Source organism: Gemmatimonadaceae bacterium, from assembly GCA_036504815.1.
GTDB lineage: Bacteria > Gemmatimonadota > Gemmatimonadetes > Gemmatimonadales > Gemmatimonadaceae > PNKL01.
Genome location: DASXUN010000023.1, coordinates 63,203 through 80,437 on the forward strand (window position 1 = coordinate 63,203; position 17,235 = coordinate 80,437).

13 protein-coding genes are annotated in these 17,235 nt (G+C 69.5%); 5 read left to right on the forward strand and 8 right to left on the reverse strand.

Going from position 1 to position 17,235, the window contains the following annotated elements; all coding sequences use genetic code 11:
• Nucleotides 1-57: 57 nt before the first annotated feature.
• The 7 genes from VGJ96_13025 to VGJ96_13055 all read right to left on the reverse strand — a co-directional run bounded on the left by VGJ96_13025 (nucleotide 58) and on the right by VGJ96_13055 (nucleotide 8,738).
• The gene (locus tag VGJ96_13025) at nucleotides 58-2,667 is read right to left on the reverse strand and encodes a pitrilysin family protein (GenBank protein ID HEY3288033.1); all 2,610 of its coding nucleotides are present in this window, start codon (nucleotides 2,665-2,667) and stop codon (nucleotides 58-60) included.
• 23 nt (nucleotides 2,668-2,690) lie between these two features.
• Nucleotides 2,691-3,803, reverse strand: a complete 1,113-nt coding sequence (locus VGJ96_13030) for a tetratricopeptide repeat protein (protein ID HEY3288034.1) — start codon at nucleotides 3,801-3,803, stop codon at nucleotides 2,691-2,693.
• Between the two features lie 91 nt (nucleotides 3,804-3,894).
• A complete protein-coding gene (locus tag VGJ96_13035) occupies nucleotides 3,895-4,809 on the reverse strand; it encodes a pseudouridine-5'-phosphate glycosidase (GenBank protein ID HEY3288035.1) in 915 nt (304 codons plus the stop codon).
• A 172-nt stretch (nucleotides 4,810-4,981) separates the two neighbouring features.
• Nucleotides 4,982-5,920 carry a serine hydrolase gene (locus VGJ96_13040; protein HEY3288036.1) on the reverse strand — a complete coding sequence of 313 codons (939 nt, stop codon included), beginning with the start codon at nucleotides 5,918-5,920 and terminating at the stop codon, nucleotides 4,982-4,984.
• 7 nt (nucleotides 5,921-5,927) lie between these two features.
• Nucleotides 5,928-6,155: a hypothetical protein gene (locus tag VGJ96_13045; protein ID HEY3288037.1), complete on the reverse strand. Its 228-nt coding sequence runs from the start codon at nucleotides 6,153-6,155 to the stop codon at nucleotides 5,928-5,930.
• Nucleotides 6,156-6,228: 73 nt separating this feature from the next.
• On the reverse strand, nucleotides 6,229-7,416 hold the full coding sequence (locus VGJ96_13050) for an aminotransferase class V-fold PLP-dependent enzyme (GenBank protein ID HEY3288038.1): 1,188 nt from the start codon (nucleotides 7,414-7,416) through the stop codon (nucleotides 6,229-6,231).
• Nucleotides 7,416-8,738, reverse strand: a complete 1,323-nt coding sequence (locus tag VGJ96_13055) for an APC family permease (GenBank protein HEY3288039.1) — start codon at nucleotides 8,736-8,738, stop codon at nucleotides 7,416-7,418. Before VGJ96_13055 ends, VGJ96_13050 begins: the two co-directional genes overlap by 1 nt.
• A 99-nt stretch (nucleotides 8,739-8,837) precedes the next feature.
• Here VGJ96_13055 and VGJ96_13060 point away from each other — a divergent pair, with 99 nt between their 5' ends.
• The 4 genes from VGJ96_13060 (at nucleotide 8,838) to VGJ96_13075 (ending at nucleotide 14,326) form a co-directional block, all read left to right on the forward strand.
• Nucleotides 8,838-9,161, forward strand: a complete 324-nt coding sequence (locus VGJ96_13060; protein ID HEY3288040.1) for a hypothetical protein — start codon at nucleotides 8,838-8,840, stop codon at nucleotides 9,159-9,161.
• A gap of 36 nt (nucleotides 9,162-9,197) precedes the next feature.
• On the forward strand, nucleotides 9,198-10,313 hold the full coding sequence (locus VGJ96_13065; protein ID HEY3288041.1) for a patatin-like phospholipase family protein: 1,116 nt from the start codon (nucleotides 9,198-9,200) through the stop codon (nucleotides 10,311-10,313).
• A gap of 150 nt (nucleotides 10,314-10,463) precedes the next feature.
• Nucleotides 10,464-13,211 (forward strand): aconitate hydratase AcnA, encoded by a 2,748-nt coding sequence (acnA, locus tag VGJ96_13070; GenBank protein HEY3288042.1) that lies wholly within the window; start codon nucleotides 10,464-10,466, stop codon nucleotides 13,209-13,211.
• A 224-nt stretch (nucleotides 13,212-13,435) separates the two neighbouring features.
• On the forward strand, nucleotides 13,436-14,326 hold the full coding sequence (locus VGJ96_13075; protein ID HEY3288043.1) for a diacylglycerol kinase family protein: 891 nt from the start codon (nucleotides 13,436-13,438) through the stop codon (nucleotides 14,324-14,326).
• Here the strand turns inward: VGJ96_13075 and VGJ96_13080 are convergent.
• The gene (locus VGJ96_13080; GenBank protein HEY3288044.1) at nucleotides 14,323-16,215 is read right to left on the reverse strand and encodes a protein kinase; all 1,893 of its coding nucleotides are present in this window, start codon (nucleotides 16,213-16,215) and stop codon (nucleotides 14,323-14,325) included. The genes VGJ96_13075 and VGJ96_13080 overlap by 4 nt on opposite strands.
• A gap of 352 nt (nucleotides 16,216-16,567) precedes the next feature.
• On the opposite strand from VGJ96_13080, the gene VGJ96_13085 reads away from it, so the two are divergent.
• The gene (locus tag VGJ96_13085; GenBank protein ID HEY3288045.1) at nucleotides 16,568-17,149 is read left to right on the forward strand and encodes a redoxin domain-containing protein; all 582 of its coding nucleotides are present in this window, start codon (nucleotides 16,568-16,570) and stop codon (nucleotides 17,147-17,149) included.
• Nucleotides 17,150-17,235 lie beyond the last annotated feature (86 nt).

Genomic DNA, 17,235 nt, shown 5'->3' on the forward strand with positions numbered 1-17,235 from the left:
CGCCACGCAGGCGTCCGCGCGGCACCGGCAACGTCGCTCCGCGCGGCGTCGACGGCGTCACACCGCGCGGCCGACCTCGCCCCGCACCGCGCCCACGACGCCGCGCGCCGGATCAAGAAAATCAGACGCCACGGCCTGCAGGTCAGCCACCGATACACTGCGCACGCAGCGCTCGAAGTCGCGCAGTTCATCGAGCGTGCCAAACAGCCACGCGTCGGCGATATCGCCCATCACCGCCCCGCCGCTCTCCTGGCGGATCGCCCACGTGCCCAGCGCGTAGGTGCGCGCCCGATGCAGCTCGTCCGCACTCACGGGTGCCGTGCGCAGCTTGTCGATCTCCGCCAGCAGCCCGCGGTGGGCCTCGGCCTCCTTGTGCGGTGAGGTCGCGATGTACGCCACGAACAGCCCGGCGAGCGGCCGCACCACGGGCGACGCGATGACCGTGTAGGCAAGCGACTGCCGGTCGCGCAACGCCTCGAAGAAGCGCCCCCCCAGCCCGCTCGCCACGCCGCCCAGTAACCCGGCGGCGAACCGTCGCGGATCGTTGCGCGCCGGCCCGGGATAGGCGAGCACCAGGGCCGTCTGCGCCTTGTCGCGCCGCTCGGCCGCCTCGCCGCCGACGGTCGGCCAGTCGGGCGCAATGATGGATCGGTGCGGCGCCGGCATGAGTGACGCGAAGGCGCCCGCCGCCATCTCAGCCATTCGCTCCGGCTCGCTGTCGCCGACCATGACGATCACCTGCTCACCCTGCGCCACGACGTCGCGATGCCAGCGCCGCAAGTCGTCGGGGGTGAGCGCGTTGAGCGTCTCGTCGGTGCCCAGCGCGACGCGCGCGTAGGGGTGCTCCCCCCACGCCGCGCGCGCCGCGAGGTGCATCGGCCACCGGTACATGTCGTCGCGCAGTTGCGCGACTTGCGACAGCGACACCGTGCGCTCGGCATCGACGGCGTCCGCGGGCATCGTTGGCGCCTGCACGACGTCGCCGAGGAGGGCGAGGGCGCCGTCCAACTGGCCCACGGGCACCGAAATGGTCCAGTGCATCGTGTCGGCGCCGGCTGCGGCCGCCAGCGACGCGCCAAGGCGCTCGCCTTCTTCGGCGATGTGCTCCGCACTCCGCGTGCGCGTCCCCTTGAGGGCCGCGCGAGCCGCAAGCGCCGAGACGCCCTGCAGCGCCGACGGCTCGACATCGGCGCCGGCGCGGACGAAGACCCCGGCATACGCGATGGGCGCGCGCGGCGTGCGCTTGACCAGCACCGGAACACCGGCGGCCGTGCGAAAGATGTGCACGTCCGCCGTCGCGCCGTCGCGCCGCGCAGGCGCGCGGTCAGACCGAGCGAGTGGCACCGCGGCGCTCGGCGTGAGCGGGGCCGGCGTCGCGGCGTCAAGCGCCGCGCGCAGGGCGTCCGCGCTCCCGGCCACGTCGGCGGAGCCGTTCGGACGATAGATCACGACGGCCGCTGCATCCGGATCGAGGACGCGACGCGCGACGTCGGCCACCGCGGCGGCGGTGGTGCGCTGCATCGCGGCGAAGTACTCGGCCCCCTTGTGCCAGCCCCCGAGCGCCTCCCACGCGGCGAGATGATTGGCGCGTCCCTCGACGGTCTCGAGCCGGCGCAACCACTGCGCGGCCTGCATCTGGTGGACGCGCGCCAGCTCCTCATCCGACACGTCGCCGGCCCTGACCCGCGACAGTTGCCCCCACGCGGCGGCCGCGCAGTCCAGCGCCTGGTCGACACGCGAGGTCGCGTGCACGACGAAGACGCCGAGTTCGACGGGCACGTACTGATACGCCGTCACGGATGACGCGAGCTGACGGTCGCGCACCGCGCGGTACAGCCGTGACGACCGGCCGGCGGCCAGCACGCTGGCCACCACATCGAGGCGCGGCGCGTCGGGATGCGTCACCGACGGCGTGCGCCATCCCATCGCGACCTCGGCCCGGGCGATATCGCCCGTCCATTCGCGCAGGCGAAAATCACGGCGCGGCGGTTCGTGTGGTCCGCGGTCCCGCGTCACCGGCTCATCGGGGAGCGCACCGTAGAGACGTTCGACGTGCGCGAGCGCGTCCTCGACCGCCACGTCACCGGCGATGGCGAGCACGGTGTTGGACGGACGGTAGTAGGTGCGATAGAAGCGGTGCACCTGATCGCGGGTGAGCGAGCGCAAGCCGGGCTCACGGCCGATGCGCCAGCGGCGCATCCGGTGCCGGTCGTGCAGAAGCTCGAACAGGGTCTCGGTGGCCACCGCGTGCGGACTGTCGGCCTTCCGCTTGGCCTCCTCGACGATCACCTCGATCTCGCGGGCGAGCTCACCCGCGTCGATGAGCGAGTTGGCGTACGCGTCCGCCTGGATCTCGAGGCCCGCCGCGAAGCCGGCCGCCGGCAGCACCGTGTAGTAGCTGGTGTGATCGTAGATGGTGCCGGCGTTCAGGTAACCGCCCTGCACCTTGGTCTGCCGGGCGATGTCGCCCACGCCGCGCGTCGGCGTCCCCTTGAAGTACATGTGCTCGAGCACGTGCGCGATGCCGACCAGCTCGTCGGGTTCGTCGAAGTAGCCGGCGGCGACCCAGGTGACGACGGCGACCACGGGGACGCGGTCGTCGGGCGCGATCAGCACGGTCAGGCCGTTGTCGAGCCGGTGCCGGTGCACCCGCTCCGGCGCCAGCACCTCGTCGAGGACGGTCGTTGCGCTCAGTGGACGATGCGCAGGAGGCCCGCGTCGGCGCAGCCGCGCAGGAACGCCTCGGCGTCGCCGGCCGGAATCAGCATCCCCGTCAGCGAGAAGCCGCGACGCGCCTCGCTCTGCATGTATTCCGGGACCGTGCGGAGCGCGGCGCCGGGGTTGGCGTCGCGCATCTGCACGACGATCTCGTCCCAGGTCCCGACGTAGCCGCGTCCGTCGCTGAATTCGACGCGGTGCGGCTCCGTGCCGGCACGCTCGTCCGAAAGTTCGCTGAGCAGCGAGCCGAAGAGCTCGAGCTGGCTGCGGGCATCACGCGCGTCCTCATCGTTGAACCGCGTCTCCATCTCGCCCAGCATCTCGTCCGTGGCGTCGATGACCGGCGCCAGGTCGGCCAGGCGGGTTTCCCACGGCTCGAACGACGGATCCCCGTCGGGGAGGCGGAGGTGCGATTTGCGGAGCTCGATGAGCCGCCAGATGCCCAGTTCGTCCCAGTGGTCGTCGGGCTGCGTCTGGTCCAGCTGGTACAGTGCCGCCTCGAAATCGCCGCGGTCGTACAGCAGGTTGCCAAGGTAGATGCGCGCCTCGGTGTACCCGGAGTCGAGCTTCAGCGCGCGCCGCAGCGTCTCGACGGCCGCCTCATCCTGGCCCAGGCGATGCTGCGTGTAACCCACGAGCGCGACGGCCTCCGCGCTCTCCGGCGCCTGGCGCACCGCCACTTCGAAGTACTCCAGCGCCTCGTCGAAGAGTTCATCGCGGAAGAGGGCGCGCCCGATCTGCTGCATCAGCTCGATGTCGTCTTCGTAGCCGAGCGCGCGCACGCGGCCGAAGATCCGCTTGGCCGCATCCACCTGGCCGAAGCGCAGCAGCGTTTCGGCGAGGCCGGCCAGCCCGTCCTCGTGCTCGGGATCGAGGACCAGCGCCTCCTCGAAGCTGCGGCGCGCCCACGCGAACTCATCGCGGGCGAGGCGGGCGTAGCCCACGCCGACGTGCAGTTCGACCGCGTTGGGATACAGGGCCAACCCTTCGTGCAGCGTGACGAGGGCGCCGTCGTAGTTCCCCTCGTTGTACTGCTGGTGCGCTCGTTCGTCGTACTCTTCGGAACTCAGGAACGAAGACGACATCGTTCGACTGACCTCCTGCGACGGGTGAGAGTTGACCGCAAGGTAACGGGGCGTGCGCCAGGCATTCAACGGGGGTGGCGTAACAGCCGCGTCACCCGGCCTCGCGCAGCGCGACGGCGATTCGGGCCGCGAGGGCCGCATTCGCGGCAAGCAAGGCGAGATTGGCTCGCAACGACGCCCCGCCGGTGGCGCGACCGACGGCGCCGAGGAGGAATGGCGTCATGGCGCCGCCACGTATGCCGGTCGCGTGGGCCGCGGCGAGGGCCTGGGCGACGGCCTCGTCCACCAGTCGTTCGTCGAGCGCCGCGTCAGCGGGTGGCGACTGCACGACGAGCATCGCTCCGAGGCGTCCGAGCGCCCGGTGGGCGCGGAAGGCGCGCGCGATCTCCACCGGATCGTCGGTGGAGGCCGTCAGCGGCAACCCCGTGTTGCGCGTGAAGAACCCCGGGAAGACATCGGTCTCGAAGCCAATGACCGCCACGCCGTAACTATCGAGGCGCTCGAAGGTCGCCGGCAAGTCGAGGATGGACTTGGCGCCCGCGCAGACGGTCAGGACCGGCGAACGCGAGAGTTCGAGCAGGTCGGCCGACTCGTCGAACGGCGGCTCGCGGTGCACGCCGCCAATGCCGCCGGTGGCGAAGACGTCGAGGCCGGCCGTCGCGCAGAGGGCGAGTGACGCGGCGACGGTCGTGGCGCCATCGAGGCCGCGCGCCGCGGCCCAGCCGAGATCGCGCGCGGACACCTTGGCCACACCCTCGCGGCGCAGGAAGCGTTCGAGGTCGTCTCCCTCGAGGCCGATGGTCGGGACGCCGCGCACCATGGCCAGCACGGCCGGGAGGGCGCCGTGCGAGGTGACCGCTCCAGACATCCGCTGGTGCGCATCGCGGTTGGCTGGCGCGGGGAGTCCTTGCGCCAGCACCGAACTTTCGAGGGCGACAATGGCGCGATCGCGACGTTGGGCCGCGAGGCCTGAAGACCACCGGACGGCGAGAGAATTGTCGTCCACGTCGCAAGCATACTACCAGGAACGCAGACAAACAACAGAGAGACAACAGAGAAACAACAGAGAAACAACAGAGAGACAACAGGAGGGCGCGTCACGGAGCTCGCCCGAAACAGCCCGCTGTCCTGTTGTCTCTATGCTTTCTCTCTGTTGTCTCTCTGTTGTTTCTCTGCCGTTATTGCTTCCACGCTCTTACAACGGCCTCGCCCAGTCGCGCAATAACGGCGTTCCCCTCGCTCTCATCCCAGTACCGGCGGTCCTCGTTCTCCTTCGTGAGGACGCAGATGGCGACACGCGCCGGGAGGTAGAAGACGCCGCAGTCGGTGCGGGCCTGGTCCACGTCACCCGTCTTGTGCGCCAGGCGAACGTTGTAATTGAAGCGCGCGAGCTTGGAGTTGTCCTGATTGTGGCGCAGGATCCAGAGCATCGTCGAGTCGGCCGACGGGCTGACGGCCTTCCCCTGCGCCATCAGCGCGAAGAGCTGCGCCATCTCGTTGGGCGTGGTGACGCCCAGGCCGTACTTGGCCGAACTGTCGGGCGCAACGCTCGCAATTCGCGTCATCGACCCCGAGTGCACCTTGGTGTGCGGCAGGCCGAGCGACTCCATCTTCTGCCAGACACGCCGGATCTTGATGCGGTCGAGGACGAGGTTGGTGCCGGTGTTGTCGGAGAGCGTGCTCATCAGCCACGCCACGTCCCAGAGCCGCACGGTGAGCGGCGTGCGCAGGAATTGCAGCTCGCCGGCGCCACCCACCTTGTCGATCTCCGTCAGCACGACCGGATCGTCGAGCGACAGTTGCTGCTTCTCCGCCAGGTCGAACAACGTGACGAGCACCGGCACCTTGATCAGCGACGCGGTCGGGAAAGTCTCGTCGCCGCGTCGCTCGAGGTGCTCGCCGGTCTCGAGGTTCGTGACGCTGTAGCCGACGACGCCGCGGTGGGCGTCCGCGATGGACTCGAGCGTGCGGTGGAGGGCGGCAGTGTCGGCCCGCGCGTCGAGCCGCGGGGCCTGGGCTGGCGCTGGCGCCGGGGCGGCGGGAATCGTCTGCGCACGCACGCGTGTGCAGGCCGCGCCCAGCAGGGCGAGCGCGATCAGCGTGACGCGGCCGCGCATGCCTCGCTTACGCGTCGTCGAAATCGTCGGCCTTCTTGGTGCCGACGTGGGTCCGCTCGCGTTCTTCCGGGTCGATGATGGCGAGCAGCTTGATCGTCTCGCCGGCCCAGCAGTCGAACGTCTTGCCCGTTCCCTTCATGATGCGGATCTCGTGCCCATCTTCGAACTTCAGGACGAGCTTGGGATACTCGGCGTTGACGTACTGCTTGCGGAGTTTCTTGGGGGGAGTAGGCATGCGGCGAAGCTACGAACGCCGGGAATGCGACGCAACTGTGGCGTCGCGCCGGCGCGGAGGCGCCGCCGGCCGGTTACGTGACGGTCGAGCGCACGCCCTCGAAGGCCCGCCAGTGGCCGCCGCGCAGGATGTCGTCGATTTCATCCACCACGCGCGCGACCTCCGCGTCACTCGTGTAGAAGTGCGGCGCCACCCGGATGCCAGCCCCCGGCCGATAGTCGATGACGACGTCGCGCGCGAGCAGGGCCCGCGCGACCTCCCCCGCGTGTGGCACGTCGAAGGCCACGGTGCCGCCGCGCACCGCCGGATCCCGCGGCGCCGACACCGCGTAACCGCGCGCGTCGGCGAGGGTCACCAGCTGGGCGGTCTGTCGCACCGACTTGGCGCGCACCGCTTCGATGCCGGCCCGACGAACGAGGCGCGGCCCCTCGATATTGGCGTACAGCGCTGGCACGACGGGCGTGCCGCCCAGCCAGCGCCAGGCCCCCGAGGCGTAGTCCATCTGGTCCGCGAAGGCGAACGGATGCGTGTGCGCCTGCCATCCCGTCAGAGCGGGCGCGTAGCGCGCGTTCATCTCCGGCGAGGCCCAGAGGAAGCTCCCGCCGGGGCCGCCGCAGAGCCACTTGAGCACGCCGGCTGCGTAGAAGTCGCATCCGACGGCGCGCACATCCACCGGAATGACGCCGGCGGCGTGGTAACCATCCAATGAAACGAGGGCGCCCATGGCGTGCGCGTGCGCGCAGACGCGCTGCACGTCGACGATCGACGCGGACCGGAACAGCACGTGCGAGATGGCCACCAGCCGCGTGCGCTCCGTGATCGCCGCGCACAACCGGTCGGCGTCGATCGTGATGCCATCGTCGCTCGGCACCACCTCCACGCGAGCCCCGAATCGCGGCGCCATCTGGTCGATGGCGTAGCGAACCGATGGGAAGTCGAGGGCGGTCATCACCACGGCGTCGCGCGAGGGCGCAAAGTCGAGGGCCGACAAGACCGCCAGCTGGGACAGCGTGACCGTGGGAACCATCGCGACCTCGCCGGGGTAAGCGCCTATCAGCGGCGCCACTTCATTCCCCACGGCGACCGGCATCTCCCACCATCCGTCGGCCCAGGCGCGGACCCCGCGCCCCTCCCACGCGTCCACGTACTCCGCCAGCCGATCGGGAACGCCGCGTGGCATGGCCCCGAGCGAATTGCTCACCAGGTAGGTGCAGCGCTCGAGAATGGGAAACTCGGCGCGGAACGCCAGCAGCGGATCCACTACGCCCGCTTCCGCCGGAAGAAGAACAGCACGGTGGCGACGACCAGCACGGCGCCGACCGAGCGCCACTCCTCCGCCGTGATGCTCGTCAGCAGCCAGGCGATGACGGCGCAGGTGAGGATATGCACCGTCGGGCCCAACGGAAGGTTGAAGGGCGTGGTGCCTTCGTTCTGGATGCCGCGCCGACGCAGTTCCCACGCCGCCACCGCACAGATCGCATAGAGCAGGAGCGCGGACAGGTTGGCGAGCACCGCCAGCGCCTCGAACTCATTCACCACGGCGAGCGCGCAGACGACGGCCGACTGCAGCACGATGGCCAGCCACGGCGTGTGGAAGGCCGGGTGCACGGCCGCGATCTGCCGCGGCAGGAATCCGTCGCGCGCAAACGCATAGAGCGCGCGCGGCATGGCAAGCGTCATGCCCGACATGTAGCCGAACGTCGAGACGGCCGCCCCGATGAGCAGCAGCAGTCGGCCCGGCGAACCCATCAGCCGGTCGGCGACGGCCGCCAGCGGCGCCGCCTTGGCGGCGGCGAGATCCTCGACGCCGAGGACGCCCTGCGCCACGAGCTGAATGGAGATGTACAGGACCGTCACGCCGATCATCGCGATGGCGAGGGCGCGCGGCACGGTGCGCGACGGATTCTTCATCTCGCCCGACGGAACGAGCGCACTCTCCACGCCGGTGAAGGCGAAGATCAGCACGATCGCGGTGCGCGCGAACGAGCTGGCGGCCGGCATGCTCTCGACGACCAGATGGGACGGCGCAATCGCCACGGCGCCGACCGCCACGAGCACAAGCAGCGGGAGCAGCTTGGCCACGCTCACGACGCCGATCAGTTGCGTCCCCTGCCTGACGCCGCGCACGTTGACGCCGGCGAGGAAGGCGAAGCTCGCGGCGAGCAGCAGCGCGCGCGGCACCGGGGCGGACAGTGCCGGGATCAGCGTGCCAATGAAGCCCGCGTACGCGCTGGACACGGAGGCCAGCGCCGTGGTGCCGAGCAGCCACAGCAGCACGCCGCTCATGAAGCCGGTGTACGGGCCAAAGACGAGCTCCACGTACGCGTACGGCCCGCCCGTCATGGAGACGCGGCTCCCGGCCTCCGCGAAGCAGAGCACGATGAGGCCCATGGCCAGCGCGCAGATGACGTAGACCAGTGGCGCGGCCGGACCGATGAGTCCCGTCACCGACCCGGGCAGGCGGAAGATCCCGCCGCCGACCGTGGTGTTGAAGACCGCCGCCGCGAGGCCGAGGACGCCGATGGCGCGGGTGAGGCCGTGCTCGGAGACCGGCGTGGGCGAGGACTGGGGAGCAATGCTCATCGGCGCGGGACTGGGGTGACGGATGGATCCGTAATGGTGTAACGTCGGTATAAGGTACCCGACGATGGATATCATCGCACCCTGCACCAAGGAGGTTTCATGCGTTCGTTCTGGCTCCTGCTGCTCGTCGCTTTCGTCGCGGTGTCTCTCCCTTCGTCCGCTGCTGCGCAGGGAACGTCGGCCGTGCGCGCCTCTGGCGCACCGCTCGCCTCGCAGGTTTCGGTGGGCGTACAGAAGGCGCGACTTGCGCCAGCGCCCCTCCCCCTGCCGCCCCGGGCTGATACCCGGCAGAATCGCGCCATGATGATCGTGGGCGGTGCGGCGATGCTGACGGGCGCCGTCGTTGGCGGCGACTCCGGCACGCTGATCAGCGTCGGCGGCGCCGTCGTCTTCCTGTTCGGACTGTTCCAGTACTTGCAGTAGGCCGCATCGCCGCCAGGTAATGCTGCCCGCCACGCCGTGACGACGCCGCTGCGCACCGGAATTCCGGCGCGCGTTGCGCTCGTCCTCGGCGGGGGCGGGCTCAAGGGCTTTGCGCACATCGGGGTGCTCCGGGCGCTCGAGGAACGGGGCATCCGTCCTGCCGTGATCGCGGGGACGAGCATCGGCGCGCTCATTGCCGCCGCGTACGTGCGTGGACTGACGGTCCGGGAGATGGAACTGCGGGCGCTCGCGCTCCGCAAACCGGACCTCTTCCAGATCGACCACGTGGGGATCGTCATGCGCCGCCTGCTCGCCCCATCGCTCTACCTCGAGCAGCCGCTGCAGGCGATCGTCGAAAGCCTCGCGCCGGAGGGCACATTCCGCGACCTCCCCATCCCCTTTCTCGTCAACACGGTTGACCTCGAGCGGGGCACGCAGGTCACCTGGGGGCTGCCCGGCCAGCAGGATGCGAAGGTGACGGACGCCGTGTACGCGTCCTGCGCGCTCCCCGGCTTCTTCCCGCCCCGCCGCATCGACGGACGCATGTGCGTGGACGGCGGCGGCATAGGCAACACACCCGCCTGGGTGGCGGCGCGCGGCGTCGATGCGGTGATCGCGGTGGACGTGGGGAGCACGAGCCACACGGCTGCACGACGCGTCCACCAGAAGGGCTTCGCGGCCATCTTCATGCGCTCGGTGCAGCTCACCTCGCGGTCGCTGCAGCAGATGCAACTCGCCACGTGGCACGGCCCGCCGCTGCTCCTGATCCGCCCGCCGGTCTGGAAGTACAGCTGGTTCAGCTTCGCGCACGCGAGCACGATGATCGATGCGGGCTACGCAACCGCCTGCGAGGTGCTCGACGGCGTCCGGGACGAGCTCTACTCGGCGGGCGGCGTCTATCCGCGGCGGCAGGTCGAGATCACGGTGGACCGGGAGCGCTGCACGGGCTGCGGCGTCTGCGCCGCCCTGGCCCCCGGCGTCATGCGCATGAACGCCGACGGAAAGGCCACGCCGATCAACGGAACGCTGGAATGGTCGCGCGCGGACGGGGCCTTCGTGACGGAGTGTCCGGTGCAGGCGCTCGTAGCCGAGGTGGTGGGCGGCGACGGCGTCCGGCACCGGACGATGGAGATGAAGATCATCCTCGACTAGCGGGACCGCACGAATCCCCTCGCCACGTTCGGTACGTTCGTCTATACTTCGGATAGCCTGGGCACCGCGTCCATTCCGGTGTCCAGTGGCTCAGGCCATCACCCCGCCCTCACGTTCCCCTGCGGGCGACAAGACTACCCGGCCATGGCAATGTCCAACAGTTTCGGTAGCCGCGCGACGCTGACCGTCGACGGCGCGTCGTACACCTACTATCGGCTCGACGCCGTCGCCGGCCTGCCCGGCAGCACGGCGCGCACGCTCCCCTTCTCCCTCAAGGTCCTCCTCGAGAACCTGCTGCGCAACGAGGACGGCGCCTTCGTGAAGAAGGGCGACGTCGAGGCGCTGGCCACGTGGAACGTGAAGGCGCCCGTCGACAAGGAAATCGCGTTCCGCACCAGCCGCGTGCTGCTGCAGGACTTCACCGGTGTGCCGTGCGTGGTGGATCTGGCCGCGATGCGCGACGCCCTCGCCCAGCTCGGCGGCGACGCGGCGAAGATCAACCCGCTGCAGCCGGTGGATCTCGTCATCGACCACTCGGTGCAGATCGACGAGTACGGCACCGACGCGGCCTTCATGATCAACGTGAACCTCGAGTACGAGCGCAACTTCGAGCGCTACCAGTTCCTGCGCTGGGGCCAGACGGCGCTCAAGAACTTCCGCGCGGTGCCGCCGGGCACGGGCATCTGTCATCAGGTGAATCTGGAGTACCTCGGACAGGTCGTCTTCGTGGGCCAGGAGATGGCGGATGGCGGAGGGCAGATGGCGGATCCGGTCGCGTACTGCGACTCGCTGGTCGGCACCGACTCGCACACCACGATGATCAACGGCCTCGGGGTGCTGGGCTGGGGCGTCGGCGGGATTGAAGCCGAGGCGGCGATGCTGGGACAGCCGGTGTCGATGCTCATTCCTGAAGTCATCGGCTTCAAGCTGACCGGCAAGCTGCCGGCCGGCGCGACGGCGACCGACCTCGTGCTGACCTGCACCGAGCTGCTCCGCAAGAAGAAGGTCGTGGGCAAGTTCGTCGAGTACTTTGGCGACGGCCTCGCCGGGCTCTCGCTCGCCGACCGGGCGACGATCGCCAATATGTCGCCCGAGTATGGCGCGACGATGGGCTTCTTCCCGGTGGACGACGAGACGCTCAAGTACCTGCGGCTCTCCGGGCGCGACGAGCACCACGTGAAGCTCGTCGAGGCGTACTGCAAGGCGCAGGGCCTCTTCCGCGAAGCGGGGACGCCGGATCCGGTCTACACCGACACGCTCGTGCTCGACCTGTCGACGGTGGTGCCGTCGCTCGCCGGCCCGAAGCGTCCGCAGGATCGCATTCCGCTGACGCAGATGAAGTCCGCGTATGCCGCCGCGTACAAGGCGGAACGGGAGCGCGTGGCCGCGGCGAACGGCGCCAAGAGCGCGGCCGACATGATCTCCGAGGGCGGGCCGGTGGCGACGGTGCCGTGTGAACATCGCGGCGCCAAGTTCGAGCTTTTCGATGGCGCGGTGGTGATCGCCGCCATCACGAGCTGCACCAACACGTCCAACCCGAGCGTGATGCTCGCCGCCGGGCTGGTGGCGCAGAAGGCCGTGGCGAAGGGACTCACGAGCAAGCCCTGGGTGAAGACGTCGCTCGCCCCGGGCTCGAAGGTGGCCCGGGACTACTTCGACAAGGCCGGCGTGCAGCCGGCGCTGAACGCGCTCGGTTTCCAGATCGCCGGCTACGGCTGCACGACCTGCATCGGCAATTCGGGACCGCTCCCCGAGGCGATCAGCAAGGGCATCGACGACGGGAAGCTGACGGTGGCCGCCGTGCTCAGCGGCAACCGCAACTTCGAGGGGCGCGTGAATCCCCAGACGCGCTTCAACTACCTGGCCTCGCCGCCGCTCGTGGTGGCCTACGCGCTGGCCGGCCGCGTCGACATCGACTTCGAGTCGGAACCCATCGGCACGGGGAAGGACGGGAAGCCGGTCTTCCTTCGCGACATCTGGCCGTCGGCCAAGGAAGTCGAGGACGTCGTGCTGTCGAGCGTCAAGCGCGAGTACTTCGTCAAGCAATACGCCGACGTCTTCGGCGGCGACGATCAGTGGAAGGCCATCCCGGTGCCGACGGGCGACCGTTACGCCTGGGATGACAAGTCCACCTACGTGAAGCATCCGCCGTACTTCGAGGGAATGACGATGACGCCGCCGGGCGTGCAGCCGATCCACGGCGCGCGCGTCCTGGGCATGTTCGGCGACTCGATCACCACCGACCACATTTCGCCGGCGGGTTCGATCGCGGAGAAGTCGCCGGCCGGGGTGTGGCTCAAGTCGCTTGGTGTCGCGAAGAAGGACTTCAATTCCTACGGCGCGCGCCGCGGCAACCACGAAGTGATGATGCGCGGCACCTTCGCAAACATCCGTCTCAAGAACGAACTGACCCCCGGCCTGGAAGGGTGGTGGACGCGCACGGCGCCGAACGCCGAGCCGACGTCCTTCTTCGAGGCGAGCGAGGCGTACAAGAAAGACGGCACGCCGCTGGTGATCATCGCCGGCAAGGAATACGGCACCGGATCGTCGCGCGACTGGGCGGCCAAGGGGACGATGCTCCTGGGCGTGCGGGCGGTCATCGCCGAGTCGTTCGAGCGCATCCACCGCTCGAACCTGGTGGGGATGGGTGTGCTGCCGTGCGAATTCACGAACGGCGAGACGCGTCAGTCGCTCGGACTCACGGGCTTCGAGACCGTCACCATCGAGGGGATGAGCGACGCAGTGACGCCGCGCGCAACTTTGACGGTGAAGGCCGTCGGCCGCGACGGCGCCGTGAAGTCGTTCCAGGTGCGCAGTCGCATCGACACGCCGGAAGAGCTCAACTACTACAAGCACGGCGGGATTCTGCCGTACGTGCTGAGGAATCTGGCGAAGTAGAGTACCACGGAAACCGACAGAGTACGACAGAGTAAGGCAGTAAGGGTATGGACGGAGGGGTCGCGCTCGGCGCGGCCTCTCCGCTTTTTTTTGGCGACTGCCGTATTCTGTCGTACGCTGTCGTACGCTGTCGTACGCTGTCGTACTCTGTCGTATTCTGTCGTATTCTGTCGTATTCTGTCTCACTCCTATCTCCCGGCATTCCACCACCGTATCTTCGCGCCGTGTCACGCACCGTCGTCATCGTCAATCCGGAATCCGGTCGCGGCGCCGGGGCGCGGCTTCTACCGCACCTCCGCGCCCTCTTTTCCGCGCATGGCATCACCGACGTTCGCACGACGGCGGCGCCGGGCGACGAGGCGCGCGTGGTGCAGGACGCCGTGCGTGACGGCGCCGAGACGATCGCGGTCGCCGGCGGTGACGGAACGTGGGGCAAGTGCGCGGTGGCCCTCGCCCGCCTCGGCTCGCCCGCGCGCATGGCCTTTCTCGCCAATGGCACGGGCAACGACTTCGCAAAGAACCTGCCCGCGCCCGCCACCGATCACCGGGCGATGGCGGAACTGGTCGCGCACGGGGGCGTCGAGCGGCTGGTGGATCTCGGCAGCGTCGATGACGAGTGGTTTCTCAACGTCGCGGGTTTCGGTTTCGACGTCGCGGTCAATCTCGCGACCGCGGACCGCACGGGCTGGCTGCGCGGCGACGCAGTCTACGTTGCGGCAGCGCTGCGCCTAATCCTCCGCTACCGGGGCTTCGAGGCGACCGCCGACGTCTTCCGCGACCAGGCGCCGCAGCGCCGCGTGATGCTCGTCATTTCCAATGGCAAGAACTTCGGCGGCGCCTTCCTGATCGCGCCCACCGCCCAGGTGGACGACGGAATGCTGGACTTCGTGAGCATCGGCGACATCCGCGGCGTTGCGCGGGTGCCACTCTTCGTCCGCGCGCTGCGCGGCGCGCACCTGTCGCATCCCGCGGTCGAGGCCCGGCGCGCGCCGGCGACGACGATCACGTTCGACGCGCCGCCCGCGTACGAGCTGGACGGCGACCTGTACCTGGCGAAATCGCCGGTGGTCCAGATCGGCACGGTGCCGCGCGTCCTGCGCGTGCTTGTCGGCTAGCGCGCTGGGGGAACTGGCGGCGCCTGCGGCAGGCGGCGCGGGAATCCTCCGGTCGTCGAGTCCCGGTGCTGGAATTCCCTGATGGCGCGCAACTGCTGCTCGGGCGTCATCCGGCTCCAGCGAGCCCGCAGCATGCCCTGCTCCTGCGGCGACATGTTCAGCCAGATGCGCGCCGGCAGCGAGAAGGGCGTCGGCGCCGGGGTCACCGCGGCGTCCAGGGACGCTGAGCCCGGCCCCTGCGCGGCCGCGGCCGCGGCTTGCGGCGCGGCCGCCGCGATGCTGTCGGCGACGCGCGACCGCGGGAAGCGCGGCGGTCCGGACTGGGACTGTCCGCCCGGCTGGAATTCGCGCCCCACGATGCGCGTGTCGGCGAACCAGAGCCGCGAGGTGTCCCCCGCATTCACGTCGATCACGTACTGCGCCGGCTGATACTGTCGGCCGGACTGCTCCACCTTGATGATGTGCCGGCCGGGCGGCACGTCGATGATCGCGGGCGTCGACCCGGCGCTGACCGCTCCGTCGACGAGCAGACGCGGGGCGCCGCCGCGCACGAGCACCTCGACGTGTCCGTTGGTCGGCTTCGCCGGTGCTGTCTGTCGCTGGGCCCGTTGCTGCGCCTCGGCGCGTTCGGCGCGCCGCTGCGCGTCGAGGGCAATCTTCCGCGTCTCTTCGAGCTCGCGCGCGAGCCGCTCGGCGAGCGTGTCCAACGTGGGGGCCGCGACCGGCGCCGGCACGCGCGACGTGCGCCAGGCATTGAAGCCCACCGCGGCGGCGGTCAGCACCATCACCGCCGCGAGCGTGTTGCCGAGCCATTGCCGGCCTCGTGAGTCGTGCGGCCCGGCGCGCAGGGGCGAGGCGGCGCCGGCGCGAGGCGGCCTGGCCACGGCGTCGCCATCCGTCAGCGCCGTCACGAAGGCGGACGTCGACGGGAAACGGTCCGACGGTTCCTTGGACATCGCGCGGCGAATCGCCGCCGCCACTCGCGACGGAAGTCCCTTGCGCACCGTGTCAAGCGACGGTGGCTCCTCGTTGAGGTGCATGCGCAGGAGTTCCTGCATCGAGACGTCGCGGAACGGGCGCACGCCGCTCAGCATCTCGAAGGCCAGCACGCCCAGGGCGTACTGGTCGGCGCGACCGTCGGGTTTGTCGCCGCGCCACTGCTCGGGCGCCATGTACGCCGGCGAGCCCACCACCCCGGTGTGCGAACCAGACGTCGACGTGACGGCGTCGCCCGTGAAGGCGCGCGCGATGCCGAAGTCCGCCACCATCGCGTGGCCGGTCTCCGACAGGAGGATGTTTGCCGGCTTGATGTCGCGGTGCACGATCCCCTGGCCGTGCGCGAAGTCGAGGGCCGCCGCCACCTCGGCCAGCAGCCGAACCGCCTCGTCGAACGCGAGCGCCCCGTGCTCGGCAATGCGGGTCTCCAGGCTGCCGCCCCGCACGAAGCGCATCGTGTAGTACGCCACGCTGTCGCCGTGTCCGACGGCGAAGATGGGAACGATATTCGGATGGTCGAGCCGCGCGGCCAGGCGCGCTTCCCGCTCGAACCGCTCGAAGGCCTCGGGATTCAGCAGCGCATCGAAGGCAAGCACCTTCAGCGCGACTTCGCGGTCGAGCGCCACTTCGCGCGCCCGGAAGACGATTCCCATGCCGCCGCGTCCGATGAGGGCGCCCAGTTCGTAGCTGCTGCCGATCTGCGCCTGCAGGCGGCGACGTAGGCGATCGGCGCGCTCACCGGCCGTCCCCCCGCTAATGACGACCGCGCCGCAGCGCCCGCACGAGGTCGTGAGCGCGTCCAGGGTCGCACCGCACTGCGGACAGCTCGTGGTGATGCCCGCCGGCGTGGTGACCGCGTCGAACGGTTCGGGGACGCCGGGTTGGTCAGTCATGTCTGTGCACGGGCCTCATTCGATCTACAAGCTCCCTGACGCCGGTGTTAGACACCGCGCGTGTCCGCCGGGCGGCGCCAGCGCGCACGCGCACCCCATGTTGGTACCAAGTCACACCCGAAAGCGATGCCTCACCGCGCCGCAGGCCCACCGTCGGAAGCATTCGCCGAACGCCGCGCCGTCACTCATTTTCGTACCGCGCGTGTCGCCCGTCGGATCCATCGCGCTGACCTACGTCCTCGACAGCCGAACGCTCACATGGGAACCCGGGTTGCCCATTCCGGTGTTCACCGGGTAGATAGGAAGGTCGTACGGAACGTCACCCCCTAACAGTACCAGAGGAGTCCCCCGCATGCCGTCACGAATCGTGGCGCTCACCGTGTGCATTGCCGCACTGGTCGGGCTGTCGGCAACTCGCGCCTGGGCGCAGGACGATGGACCCAAGGTCGGTGACCTGGCGCCCGATTTCTCGCTCCCCGGCGCATCCAAGGCCGGCGTGATGCAGAAGGCGCTGCGTCTCGCCGATTTCCGCGGGCAGACCGTCGTCATCTCGTTCTTCCCCAAGGCGCGGACCAAGGGCTGAACCGTCCAACATGAGGCGTACCGGGATCAGTACGCCACGATCTTCAACGGTGGCCAGGGTGTGGTCGCCATCTCCATCAGCTCCGACGGCGTGGACGAGCTCGCGGCGTGGGCCAAGGAGGCCAACTTCCCCGTGCTGTTCGCCAGCGACACGACGGGGGATATCGCCGCGAAGTATGCGACGACCGGCTCCGGCATCGGACCGATGAAGAAGTTCTACAAGCGCGTCGTCTTTGTGGTGGCGCCGGACGGTCGGATTGCGCACGTCTTCCGGCCATTTTCCGCGCTCTCGCAGGACCAGTACGCACAGCTCGATTCGGTGGTCGATCAGGTGTCGAGGGCCCGCCCGTAGCAGGACCAGGCGGACCCGTTCCATCGAGCGGCTCAAGGAAGCGTCATAACATCGTCAACTCAGGGGCGGCCCGCGCGTTCGCGCGG